General features: G+C 47.9%; 13 protein-coding genes. All 13 read left to right on the top strand.

Features of this window, described 5'->3' with window-relative positions:
- Positions 1–3 precede the first annotated feature (3 nt).
- Positions 4–2,061 carry a type III secretion system export apparatus protein InvA gene (invA, locus tag ACLD4F_RS09330; RefSeq protein WP_000927219.1) on the top strand — a complete coding sequence of 686 codons (2,058 nt, stop codon included), beginning with the start codon at positions 4–6 and terminating at the stop codon, positions 2,059–2,061.
- 23 nt (positions 2,062–2,084) lie between these two features.
- Positions 2,085–2,492 (top strand): SPI-1 type III secretion system chaperone SpaK, encoded by a 408-nt coding sequence (spaK, locus tag ACLD4F_RS09325; RefSeq protein WP_001164066.1) that lies wholly within the window; start codon positions 2,085–2,087, stop codon positions 2,490–2,492.
- Positions 2,489–3,784: a SctN family type III secretion system ATPase InvC gene (gene invC, locus ACLD4F_RS09320; RefSeq protein WP_000856766.1), complete on the top strand. Its 1,296-nt coding sequence runs from the start codon at positions 2,489–2,491 to the stop codon at positions 3,782–3,784. Before spaK ends, invC begins: the two co-directional genes overlap by 4 nt.
- Positions 3,762–4,205 (top strand): SPI-1 type III secretion system protein SpaM, encoded by a 444-nt coding sequence (gene spaM, locus ACLD4F_RS09315; RefSeq protein WP_000555884.1) that lies wholly within the window; start codon positions 3,762–3,764, stop codon positions 4,203–4,205. Before invC ends, spaM begins: the two co-directional genes overlap by 23 nt.
- A complete protein-coding gene (gene spaN, locus ACLD4F_RS09310; protein WP_058331191.1) occupies positions 4,205–5,215 on the top strand; it encodes an SPI-1 type III secretion system protein SpaN in 1,011 nt (336 codons plus the stop codon). The genes spaM and spaN overlap by 1 nt, the downstream gene beginning before the upstream one ends.
- Entirely contained in the window at positions 5,215–6,126 is a 912-nt protein-coding gene (gene spaO / locus ACLD4F_RS09305; RefSeq protein ID WP_175268183.1) for an SPI-1 type III secretion system protein SpaO, read from the top strand. The genes spaN and spaO overlap by 1 nt, the downstream gene beginning before the upstream one ends.
- The gene (spaP, locus tag ACLD4F_RS09300) at positions 6,116–6,790 is read left to right on the top strand and encodes an SPI-1 type III secretion system export apparatus protein SpaP (RefSeq protein WP_000526016.1); all 675 of its coding nucleotides are present in this window, start codon (positions 6,116–6,118) and stop codon (positions 6,788–6,790) included. The genes spaO and spaP overlap by 11 nt, the downstream gene beginning before the upstream one ends.
- A gap of 25 nt (positions 6,791–6,815) precedes the next feature.
- Complete coding sequence (gene spaQ, locus ACLD4F_RS09295; RefSeq protein WP_000342503.1) at positions 6,816–7,076, top strand: SPI-1 type III secretion system export apparatus protein SpaQ; 261 nt, start codon at positions 6,816–6,818, stop codon at positions 7,074–7,076.
- A 3-nt stretch (positions 7,077–7,079) separates the two neighbouring features.
- Positions 7,080–7,871: an SPI-1 type III secretion system export apparatus protein SpaR gene (spaR, locus tag ACLD4F_RS09290; protein WP_000498965.1), complete on the top strand. Its 792-nt coding sequence runs from the start codon at positions 7,080–7,082 to the stop codon at positions 7,869–7,871.
- Complete coding sequence (gene spaS / locus ACLD4F_RS09285; RefSeq protein WP_000097719.1) at positions 7,858–8,928, top strand: SPI-1 type III secretion system export apparatus protein SpaS; 1,071 nt, start codon at positions 7,858–7,860, stop codon at positions 8,926–8,928. The genes spaR and spaS overlap by 14 nt, the downstream gene beginning before the upstream one ends.
- A 137-nt stretch (positions 8,929–9,065) precedes the next feature.
- Positions 9,066–9,563: a SycD/LcrH family type III secretion system chaperone SicA gene (sicA, locus tag ACLD4F_RS09280; RefSeq protein WP_000386309.1), complete on the top strand. Its 498-nt coding sequence runs from the start codon at positions 9,066–9,068 to the stop codon at positions 9,561–9,563.
- Between the two features lie 2 nt (positions 9,564–9,565).
- A complete protein-coding gene (sipB, locus tag ACLD4F_RS09275) occupies positions 9,566–11,347 on the top strand; it encodes an SPI-1 type III secretion system needle tip complex protein SipB (RefSeq protein WP_000245782.1) in 1,782 nt (593 codons plus the stop codon).
- Between the two features lie 27 nt (positions 11,348–11,374).
- Positions 11,375–12,604, top strand: coding sequence for an SPI-1 type III secretion system needle tip complex protein SipC (gene sipC, locus ACLD4F_RS09270; RefSeq protein WP_000909019.1), 1,230 nt, complete (start codon positions 11,375–11,377; stop codon positions 12,602–12,604).
- Positions 12,605–12,608 lie beyond the last annotated feature (4 nt).

The raw sequence follows: 12,608 nt of genomic DNA, 5'->3' as shown, positions 1-12,608 counted from the left end.
ATAGTGCTGCTTTCTCTACTTAACAGTGCTCGTTTACGACCTGAATTACTGATTCTGGTACTAATGGTGATGATCATTTCTATGTTCGTCATTCCATTACCTACCTATCTGGTTGATTTCCTGATCGCACTGAATATCGTACTGGCGATATTGGTGTTTATGGGGTCGTTCTATATTGACAGAATCCTCAGTTTTTCAACGTTTCCTGCGGTACTGTTAATTACAACGCTCTTTCGTCTGGCATTATCGATCAGTACCAGCCGTCTTATCTTGATTGAAGCCGATGCCGGTGAAATTATCGCCACGTTCGGGCAATTCGTTATTGGCGATAGCCTGGCGGTGGGTTTTGTTGTCTTCTCTATTGTCACCGTGGTTCAGTTTATCGTTATTACCAAAGGTTCAGAACGCGTCGCGGAAGTCGCGGCCCGATTTTCTCTGGATGGTATGCCCGGTAAACAGATGAGTATTGATGCCGATTTGAAGGCCGGTATTATTGATGCGGATGCTGCGCGCGAACGGCGAAGCGTACTGGAAAGGGAAAGCCAGCTTTACGGTTCTTTTGACGGTGCGATGAAGTTTATCAAAGGTGACGCTATTGCCGGCATCATTATTATCTTTGTGAACTTTATTGGCGGTATTTCGGTGGGGATGACCCGCCATGGTATGGATTTGTCCTCCGCTCTGTCTACTTATACCATGCTGACCATTGGTGATGGTCTTGTCGCCCAGATCCCCGCATTGTTGATTGCGATTAGTGCCGGTTTTATCGTGACTCGCGTAAATGGCGATAGCGATAACATGGGGCGGAATATCATGACGCAGCTGTTGAACAACCCATTTGTATTGGTTGTTACGGCTATTTTGACCATTTCAATGGGAACTCTGCCGGGATTCCCGCTGCCGGTATTTGTTATTTTATCGGTGGTTTTAAGCGTACTCTTCTATTTTAAATTCCGTGAAGCAAAACGTAGCGCCGCCAAACCTAAAACCAGCAAAGGCGAGCAGCCGCTCAGTATTGAGGAAAAAGAAGGGTCGTCGTTGGGACTGATTGGCGATCTCGATAAAGTCTCTACAGAGACCGTACCGTTGATATTACTTGTGCCGAAGAGCCGGCGTGAAGATCTGGAAAAAGCTCAACTTGCGGAGCGTCTACGTAGTCAGTTCTTTATTGATTATGGCGTGCGCCTGCCGGAAGTATTGTTACGCGATGGCGAGGGCCTGGACGATAACAGCATCGTATTGTTGATTAATGAGATCCGTGTTGAACAATTTACGGTCTATTTTGATTTGATGCGAGTGGTAAATTATTCCGATGAAGTTGTTTCCTTTGGCATTAATCCAACAATCCATCAGCAAGGTAGCAGTCAGTATTTCTGGGTAACGCATGAAGAGGGGGAGAAACTGCGGGAGCTTGGCTATGTGTTGCGGAACGCGCTTGATGAGCTTTACCACTGTCTGGCGGTGACGCTGGCGCGCAACGTCAATGAATATTTCGGTATTCAGGAAACAAAACATATGCTGGACCAACTGGAAGCGAAATTTCCTGATTTACTTAAAGAAGTGCTCAGACATGCCACGGTACAACGTATATCTGAAGTTTTGCAGCGTTTGTTAAGCGAACGTGTTTCCGTGCGTAATATGAAATTAATTATGGAAGCGCTCGCATTGTGGGCGCCAAGAGAAAAAGATGTCATTAACCTTGTGGAGCATATTCGTGGAGCAATGGCGCGTTATATTTGCCATAAATTCGCCAATGGCGGCGAATTACGAGCAGTAATGGTATCTGCTGAAGTTGAGGATGTTATTCGCAAAGGGATCCGTCAGACCTCTGGCAGTACCTTCCTCAGCCTTGACCCGGAAGCCTCCGCTAATTTGATGGATCTCATTACACTTAAGTTGGATGATTTATTGATTGCACATAAAGATCTTGTCCTCCTTACGTCTGTCGATGTCCGTCGATTTATTAAGAAAATGATTGAAGGTCGTTTTCCGGATCTGGAGGTTTTATCTTTCGGTGAGATAGCAGATAGCAAGTCAGTGAATGTTATAAAAACAATATAAGGGCTTAATTAAGGAAAAGATCTATGCAACATTTGGATATCGCTGAATTAGTTCGTTCCGCACTGGAAGTAAGTGGTTGCGATCCTTCACTCATCGGAGGAATAGATAGCCATTCAACAATTGTTCTGGATTTATTTGCATTGCCAAGTATCTGTATCAGCGTCAAGGACGATGATGTATGGATCTGGGCGCAATTGGGTGCTGACAGTATGGTGGTATTACAACAGCGGGCTTATGAAATCTTAATGACCATAATGGAAGGATGCCATTTTGCCCGCGGCGGGCAATTACTACTGGGGGAGCAGAATGGGGAGCTAACGCTTAAAGCCTTAGTGCATCCGGATTTTTTATCTGACGGTGAAAAGTTCTCTACTGCCTTGAATGGGTTTTACAACTATCTGGAAGTTTTTAGTCGGTCGCTAATGAGATGAAAACACCTCGTTTACTGCAATATCTGGCCTACCCACAAAAAATAACCGGCCCAATTATTGAGGCGGAATTGCGCGATGTGGCCATTGGCGAACTGTGTGAAATACGCCGTGGCTGGCACCAAAAACAGGTTGTTGCACGTGCGCAGGTGGTTGGCTTACAGCGGGAACGCACCGTGCTAAGCCTTATCGGCAATGCCCAGGGGCTGAGCCGCGATGTCGTGCTTTATCCCACTGGACGTGCGTTATCGGCGTGGGTGGGATACTCGGTATTAGGCGCGGTGTTGGATCCGACGGGGAAAATCGTTGAGCGTTTTACCCCTGAAGTGGCGCCAATTAGCGAAGAACGCGTTATTGATGTCGCACCGCCTTCTTACGCTTCGCGTGTTGGCGTCCGTGAACCGCTGATTACCGGTGTGCGCGCGATTGACGGGTTATTGACCTGTGGCGTAGGCCAGCGAATGGGCATTTTTGCCTCCGCAGGATGCGGTAAGACCATGCTGATGCATATGCTGATCGAGCAAACGGAGGCGGATGTCTTTGTTATCGGTCTTATCGGTGAACGAGGCCGCGAGGTCACTGAATTCGTGGATATGTTGCGCGCTTCGCATAAGAAAGAAAAATGCGTGCTGGTTTTTGCCACTTCCGATTTCCCCTCGGTCGATCGCTGCAATGCGGCGCAACTGGCGACAACCGTAGCGGAATATTTTCGCGACCAGGGAAAACGGGTCGTGCTTTTTATCGATTCCATGACCCGTTATGCGCGTGCTTTGCGAGACGTGGCACTGGCGTCGGGCGAGCGTCCGGCCCGTCGAGGTTATCCCGCCTCCGTATTCGATAATTTGCCCCGCTTGCTGGAACGCCCCGGGGCGACCAGCGAGGGAAGCATTACTGCCTTTTATACGGTACTGCTGGAAAGCGAGGAAGAGGCGGACCCGATGGCGGATGAAATTCGCTCTATCCTTGACGGTCACCTGTATCTGAGCAGAAAGCTGGCCGGGCAGGGACATTACCCGGCAATCGATGTACTGAAAAGCGTAAGCCGCGTTTTTGGACAAGTCACGACGCCGACACATGCTGAACAGGCATCTGCCGTGCGTAAATTAATGACGCGTCTGGAAGAGCTCCAGCTTTTCATTGACTTGGGAGAATATCGTCCTGGCGAAAATATCGATAACGATCGGGCGATGCAGATGCGGGATAGCCTGAAAGCCTGGTTATGCCAGCCGGTAGCGCAGTATTCATCCTTTGATGACACGTTGAGCGGTATGAATGCATTCGCTGACCAGAATTAAAGTATTGCAGCGGCGCTGTACGGTATTTCATTCACAGTGTGAGTCGATATTACTTCGCTATCAGGATGAGGACCGCGGGCTGCAGGCCGAGGAGGAGGCGATCCTTGAACAAATAGCGGGTCTGAAATTGTTATTAGATACGCTGCGTGCAGAAAACAGACAGCTCAGTCGTGAGGAAATTTATACGTTATTACGTAAGCAGTCTATTGTTCGCCGGCAGATAAAAGATTTAGAACTCCAGATTATACAAATTCAGGAAAAACGGAGCGAGCTGGAAAAGAAAAGGGAAGAGTTTCAGAAAAAAAGTAAATATTGGTTGCGCAAAGAAGGGAACTATCAACGCTGGATAATCCGTCAGAAAAGACACTATATCCAGCGAGAGATACAGCAGGAAGAGGCCGAGTCAGAGGAGATAATTTAATGGGCGATGTGTCAGCTGTCAGTTCATCCGGGAACATTTTACTGCCGCAGCAGGATGAGGTTGGCGGTTTATCAGAAGCATTAAAAAAAGCGGTGGAAAAACATAAGACAGAATATTCCGGTGATAAAAAAGATCGCGACTATGGTGATGCTTTCGTAATGCATAAAGAAACGGCTTTACCGGTATTACTGGCGGCATGGCGACATGGCGCGCCAGCGAAATCAGAACATCACAATGGCAACGTTTCTGGTCTGCATCATAACGGAAAAGGCGAACTCAGGATTGCTGAAAAACTGTTGAAAGTCACTGCTGAAAAATCTGTCGGTTTGATTTCTGCGGAGGCCAAAGTAGATAAATCCGCAGCGTTGCTATCGTCTAAAAATAGGCCGTTAGAAAGCGTAAGCGGTAAAAAATTATCTGCTGATTTAAAAGCTGTGGAATCCGTTAGTGAAGTAACCGATAACGCCACGGGAATCTCTGACGATAATATCAAGGCATTGCCTGGGGATAATAAAGCCATCGCGGGCGAAGGCGTTCGTAAAGAGGGCGCGCCGCTGGCGCGGGATGTCGCACCTGTCCGAATGGCCGCAGCCAATACCGGTAAGCCTGACGATAAAGATCATAAAAAGGTTAAAGATGTTTCTCAGCTTCCGCTGCAACCAACCACTATCGCCGATCTTAGCCAATTAACCGGCGGCGATGAAAAAATGCCTTTAGCGGCGCAATCAAAGCCGATGATGACTATTTTTCCCACTGCCGATGGCGTGAAAGGAGAGGATAGCTCGCTGACTTACCGTTTTCAGCGCTGGGGAAATGACTATTCCGTCAATATTCAGGCGCGGCAAGCAGGGGAGTTTTCGTTAATACCGTCAAATACGCAGGTTGAACATCGTTTGCATGATCAATGGCAAAACGGTAATCCCCAGCGCTGGCACCTGACGCGAGACGATCAACAAAATCCGCAGCAGCAACAGCACAGACAGCAATCTGGCGAGGAGGATGACGCCTGATGTCATTGCGTGTGAGACAGATTGATCGTCGCGAATGGCTATTGGCGCAAACCGCGACAGAATGCCAGCGCCATGGCCAGGAAGCTACGCTGGAATATCCGACGCGACAGGGAATGTGGGTTCGGTTGAGCGATGCAGAAAAACGGTGGTCGGCCTGGATTAAACCTGGGGACTGGCTTGAGCATGTCTCTCCCGCTCTGGCGGGGGCGGCGGTTTCTGCCGGTGCTGAGCACCTGGTCGTTCCCTGGCTTGCTGCAACAGAGCGACCGTTTGAGTTGCCCGTGCCGCATTTGTCCTGTCGGCGTTTATGCGTAGAGAACCCCGTGCCGGGAAGCGCGCTGCCGGAAGGGAAATTGTTGCACATTATGAGCGATCGGGGCGGCCTGTGGTTTGAGCATCTTCCTGAACTGCCTGCAGTCGGGGGCGGCAGGCCGAAAATGCTGCGTTGGCCGTTGCGCTTTGTAATCGGTAGCAGTGATACGCAGCGTTCGTTGCTGGGCCGAATCGGGATCGGAGATGTACTCCTGATTCGTACTTCCCGTGCGGAAGTTTATTGCTACGCGAAAAAGTTAGGTCATTTCAACCGTATTGAAGGGGGAATTATTGTGGAAACGTTAGATATTCAACATATCGAAGAAGAAAATAATACAACTGAAACTGCAGAAACTCTGCCTGGCTTGAATCAATTGCCCGTCAAACTGGAATTTGTTTTGTATCGTAAGAACGTTACCCTCGCCGAACTCGAAGCCATGGGGCAGCAACAGCTATTATCACTGCCGACCAATGCTGAACTTAACGTTGAAATTATGGCGAATGGTGTTTTGCTGGGTAATGGCGAACTGGTACAGATGAATGACACCTTAGGCGTTGAGATCCATGAATGGCTGAGCGAGTCTGGTAATGGGGAATGATATCTCATTAATTGCCTTACTGGCATTTTCCACCCTGTTGCCATTTATTATTGCATCAGGAACCTGTTTCGTTAAATTTTCTATTGTATTTGTCATGGTGCGTAACGCCCTGGGATTGCAGCAGATACCTTCAAATATGACGCTTAACGGCGTCGCATTGCTGCTTTCTATGTTTGTTATGTGGCCCATAATGCATGATGCCTACGTCTATTTTGAGGACGAAGATGTCACCTTTAATGATATTTCGTCATTAAGTAAACACGTTGATGAAGGTCTGGATGGTTATCGCGATTATCTGATCAAATATTCAGATCGCGAGTTAGTCCAGTTTTTTGAAAACGCGCAACTGAAGCGTCAGTATGGAGAAGAGACCGAGACGGTAAAGCGTGACAAAGATGAAATTGAAAAACCATCAATATTTGCGTTATTACCTGCTTATGCGCTGAGCGAAATAAAAAGCGCGTTTAAAATTGGTTTTTATCTCTATTTGCCCTTTGTCGTCGTCGACCTGGTGGTATCCAGCGTGCTACTGGCGCTGGGGATGATGATGATGAGTCCGGTGACGATATCTACACCTATTAAGCTGGTGCTTTTTGTCGCGCTTGATGGCTGGACCTTACTGTCTAAGGGATTGATATTACAGTATATGGACATTGCAACATGACATCATTACGAGACGGGATAGTTAAATGGATGATTTAGTGTTTGCAGGTAATAAGGCGCTCTATCTTGTTTTGATCCTGTCAGGGTGGCCGACGATTGTCGCAACGATTATCGGCCTCCTGGTAGGGTTATTCCAGACGGTAACGCAATTACAGGAACAGACGCTGCCTTTTGGCATTAAATTACTTGGCGTGTGTTTGTGCTTGTTTTTACTCTCTGGCTGGTATGGCGAAGTTTTACTCTCTTACGGGCGTCAGGTGATATTCCTGGCGTTGGCTAAGGGGTAAAAAATGTTTTACGCGTTGTACTTTGAAATTCATCACCTGGTTGCGTCTGCGGCGCTAGGGTTTGCTCGCGTGGCGCCGATTTTTTTCTTCCTGCCGTTTTTGAATAGCGGGGTATTAAGCGGCGCGCCGAGAAACGCCATTATCATCCTGGTGGCATTGGGAGTATGGCCGCATGCATTGAACGAGGCGCCGCCGTTTTTATCGGTGGCGATGATCCCGTTAGTTCTGCAAGAAGCGGCGGTAGGCGTCATGCTGGGCTGTCTGTTGTCATGGCCTTTTTGGGTTATGCATGCGCTGGGTTGTATTATCGATAACCAGCGAGGGGCAACGCTAAGTAGCAGTATCGATCCGGCAAACGGCATTGATACCTCGGAAATGGCTAATTTCCTGAATATGTTTGCCGCTGTCGTTTATTTACAAAACGGCGGTCTGGTCACGATGGTTGACGTGTTAAATAAAAGCTATCAGCTATGCGATCCGATGAACGAGTGCACGCCTTCATTACCGCCGCTATTAACGTTTATTAATCAGGTGGCTCAAAACGCGTTGGTTCTGGCCAGTCCGGTGGTATTAGTGCTGTTGCTGTCAGAAGTATTCCTGGGTTTATTGTCGCGCTTTGCTCCGCAAATGAACGCCTTTGCGATTTCACTGACGGTAAAAAGCGGTATTGCCGTTTTAATTATGCTGCTTTATTTCTCTCCGGTACTACCGGACAATGTACTGCGACTCTCTTTCCAGGCCACAGGATTAAGCAGTTGGTTTTACGAGCGAGGGGCGACGCATGTCCTCGAATAAAACAGAAAAACCGACTAAAAAACGGCTGGAAGACTCCGCTAAAAAAGGCCAGTCATTTAAAAGTAAAGATCTCATTATCGCCTGCCTGACGCTGGGAGGAATTGCCTATCTGGTGTCGTATGGCTCATTTAATGAGTTTATGGGGATAATTAAGATCATTATTGCGGATAATTTTGATCAGAGCATGGCTGACTACAGTTTGGCCGTTTTTGGGATAGGGTTAAAATATCTGATTCCATTTATGCTGCTCTGCTTAGTGTGTTCCGCATTACCGGCGTTATTACAGGCCGGTTTTGTGCTGGCGACAGAAGCATTAAAACCTAATTTATCGGCGTTAAACCCGGTAGAAGGGGCGAAAAAACTTTTTAGTATGCGAACGGTTAAAGATACGGTCAAAACCCTACTGTATCTCTCATCCTTTGTGGTGGCCGCCATCATTTGCTGGAAGAAATATAAGGTTGAAATCTTTTCTCAGCTAAATGGCAATATTGTAGGTATTGCCGTCATTTGGCGTGAGCTTCTTCTCGCGTTGGTATTAACTTGCCTTGCTTGCGCATTGATTGTCTTATTATTGGATGCTATTGCGGAATATTTCCTGACCATGAAAGATATGAAAATGGATAAGGAAGAAGTGAAGCGTGAAATGAAGGAGCAGGAAGGGAACCCAGAGGTTAAATCTAAAAGACGTGAAGTTCATATGGAAATTCTGTCTGAACAGGTGAAATCCGATATTGAAAACTCACGCCTGATTGTTGCCAACCCCACGCATATTACGATCGGGATTTATTTTAAACCCGAACTGATGCCGATTCCGATGATCTCGGTGTATGAAACGAATCAGCGCGCACTGGCCGTCCGCGCCTATGCGGAGAAGGTTGGCGTACCTGTGATCGTCGATATCAAACTGGCGCGCAGTCTTTTCAAAACCCATCGCCGTTATGATCTGGTGAGTCTGGAAGAAATTGATGAAGTTTTACGTCTTCTGGTTTGGCTGGAAGAAGTAGAAAACGCGGGCAAAGACGTTATTCAGCCACAAGAAAATGAAGTACGACATTGAGCCGCGTAAAGCAGTAGCGATGTATTCATTGGGCGTTTTTTGAATGTTCACTAACCACCGTCAGGGTTTAATAACTGCATCAGATAAACGCAGTCGTTAAGTTCTACAAAGTCGGTGACAGATAACAGGAGTAAGTAATGGATTATCAAAATAATGTCAGCGAAGAACGTGTTGCGGAAATGATTTGGGATGCCGTTAGTGAAGGCGCCACGCTAAAAGACGTTCATGGGATCCCTCAAGATATGATGGACGGTTTATATGCTCATGCTTATGAGTTTTATAACCAGGGACGACTGGATGAAGCTGAGACGTTCTTTCGTTTCTTATGCATTTATGATTTTTACAATCCCGATTACACCATGGGACTGGCGGCGGTATGCCAACTGAAAAAACAATTTCAGAAAGCATGTGACCTTTATGCAGTAGCGTTTACGTTACTTAAAAATGATTATCGCCCCGTCTTTTTTACCGGGCAATGTCAATTATTAATGCGTAAGGCAGCAAAAGCCAGACAGTGTTTTGAACTTGTCAATGAACGTACTGAAGATGAGTCTCTGCGGGCAAAAGCGTTGGTCTATCTGGAGGCGCTAAAAACGGCGGAGACAGAGCAGCACAGTGAACAAGAAAAGGAATAATTATGGTAAATGACGCAAGTAGCATTAGCCGTAGCGGATATACCCAAAATCCGCGCCTCGCTGAGGCGGCTTTTGAAGGCGTTCGTAAGAACACGGACTTTTTAAAAGCGGCGGATAAAGCTTTTAAAGATGTGGTGGCAACGAAAGCGGGCGACCTTAAAGCCGGAACAAAGTCCGGCGAGAGCGCTATTAATACGGTGGGTCTGAAGCCGCCTACGGACGCCGCCCGGGAAAAACTCTCCAGCGAAGGGCAATTGACATTACTGCTTGGCAAGTTAATGACCCTACTGGGCGATGTTTCGCTGTCTCAACTGGAGTCTCGTCTGGCGGTATGGCAGGCGATGATTGAGTCACAAAAAGAGATGGGGATTCAGGTATCGAAAGAATTCCAGACGGCTCTGGGAGAGGCTCAGGAGGCGACGGATCTCTATGAAGCCAGCATCAAAAAGACGGATACCGCCAAGAGTGTTTATGACGCTGCGGCCAAAAAACTGACGCAGGCGCAAAATAAATTGCAATCGCTGGACCCGGCTGACCCCGGCTATGCACAAGCTGAAGCCGCGGTAGAACAGGCCGGAAAAGAAGCGACAGAGGCGAAAGAGGCATTAGATAAGGCCACGGATGCGACGGTTAAAGCAGGCACAGACGCCAAAGCGAAAGCCGAGAAAGCGGATAACATTCTGACCAAATTCCAGGGAACGGCTAATGCCGCCTCTCAGAATCAGGTTTCCCAGGGGGAGCAGGATAATCTGTCAAATGTCGCCCGCCTCACAATGCTCATGGCCATGTTTATTGAGATTGTGGGCAAAAATACGGAAGAAAGCCTGCAAAACGATCTTGCGCTTTTCAACGCCTTGCAGGAAGGGCGTCAGGCGGAGATGGAAAAGAAATCGGCTGAATTCCAGGAAGAGACGCGCAAAGCCGAGGAAACGAACCGCATTATGGGATGTATCGGGAAAGTCCTCGGCGCGTTGCTAACCATTGTTAGCGTTGTGGCCGCTGTTTTTACCGGTGGGGCGAGTCTGGCGCTGGCTGCGGTGGGACTTGCGGTAATGGTTGCCGATGAAATTGTGAAGGCGGCGACGGGGGTGTCGTTTATTCAGCAGGCGCTGAACCCGATTATGGAGCATGTGCTGAAGCCGTTAATGGAGCTGATTGGCAAGGCGATTACCAAAGCGCTGGAAGGATTAGGCGTCGATAAGAAAACGGCAGAGATGGCCGGCAGCATTGTTGGTGCGATTGTCGCCGCTATTGCCATGGTAGCGGTCATTGTGGTGGTCGCAGTTGTCGGGAAAGGCGCGGCGGCGAAACTGGGTAACGCGCTGAGCAAAATGATGGGCGAAACGATTAAGAAGTTGGTGCCTAACGTGCTGAAACAGTTGGCACAAAACGGCAGCAAACTCTTTACCCAGGGGATGCAACGTATTACTAGCGGTCTGGGTAATGTGGGTAGCAAGATGGGCCTGCAAACGAATGCCTTAAGTAAAGAGCTGGTAGGTAATACCCTAAATAAAGTGGCGTTGGGCATGGAAGTCACGAATACCGCAGCCCAGTCAGCCGGTGGTGTTGCCGAGGGCGTATTTATTAAAAATGCCAGCGAGGCGCTTGCTGATTTTATGCTCGCCCGTTTTGCCATGGATCAGATTCAGCAGTGGCTTAAACAATCCGTAGAAATATTTGGTGAAAACCAGAAGGTAACGGCGGAACTGCAAAAAGCCATGTCTTCTGCGGTACAGCAAAATGCGGATGCTTCGCGTTTTATTCTGCGCCAGAGTCGCGCATAAAAACTGCCAAAATAAAGGGAGAAAAATATGTTAATTAGTAATGTGGGAATAAATCCCGCCGCTTATTTAAATAATCATTCTGTTGAGAATAGTTCACAGACAGCTTCGCAATCCGTTAGCGCTAAAGATATTCTGAATAGTATTGGTATTAGCAGCAGTAAAGTAAGTGACCTGGGGTTGAGTCCTACACTGAGCGCGCCTGCGCCAGGGGTATTAACGCAAACCCCCGGAACGATCACGTCCTTTTTAAAAGCCAGTATTCAAAATACCGACATGAATCAGGATTTGAATGCCCTGGCAAATAATGTCACGACTAAAGCGAATGAGGTTGTGCAAACCCAGTTACGCGAGCAGCAGGCAGAAGTCGGAAAGTTTTTTGATATTAGCGGAATGTCTTCCAGTGCCGTTGCGCTGTTGGCTGCCGCGAATACGTTAATGCTGACGTTGAACCAGGCTGATAGCAAACTGTCTGGTAAGTTGTCATTAGTCAGCTTTGATGCAGCTAAAACGACGGCAAGCTCCATGATGCGCGAAGGGATGAATGCGTTGTCCGGTAGTATTTCCCAGAGCGCGCTTCAGTTGGGGATCACTGGCGTGGGCGCCAAACTGGAATATAAGGGGCTGCAGAATGAAAGAGGCGCGCTTAAACATAATGCCGCGAAGATCGATAAACTGACCACTGAAAGCCACAGTATTAAAAACGTGCTGAACGGGCAGAATAGCGTCAAACTCGGTGCTGAAGGCGTCGATTCTCTGAAATCGTTAAATATGAAGAAAACCGGCACTGATGCGACGAAAAATCTTAATGATGCGACGCTTAAATCTAATGCCGGAACCAGCGCCACGGAAAGTCTGGGTATTAAAGACAGTAATAAACAAATCTCCCCTGAACATCAGGCTATTCTGTCGAAACGTCTTGAGTCTGTCGAATCCGATATTCGTCTTGAGCAGAATACTATGGATATGACCCGAATCGATGCGCGCAAGATGCAGATGACGGGCGATCTGATTATGAAGAACTCGGTCACGGTCGGTGGTATTGCAGGGGCGTCCGGGCAGTACGCCGCTACTCAGGAACGTTCCGAGCAGCAAATTAGCCAGGTGAATAACCGGGTTGCAAGCACCGCATCGGACGAAGCCCGTGAAAGTTCACGTAAATCGACCAGCCTGATTCAGGAAATGCTGAAAACAATGGAGAGCATTAACCAGTCGAAAGCATCCGCACTCGCTGCTATCGCAGGCAATATTCGCGCTTAATCTG

The organism is Salmonella sp. 741265050_HSA (genome assembly GCF_046569445.1).
In the GTDB taxonomy this organism is placed as follows: domain Bacteria; phylum Pseudomonadota; class Gammaproteobacteria; order Enterobacterales; family Enterobacteriaceae; genus Salmonella; species Salmonella enterica.
Note: the sequence above shows the minus strand (reverse complement) of the source record. Positions and strands in the feature narration are given on the sequence as shown.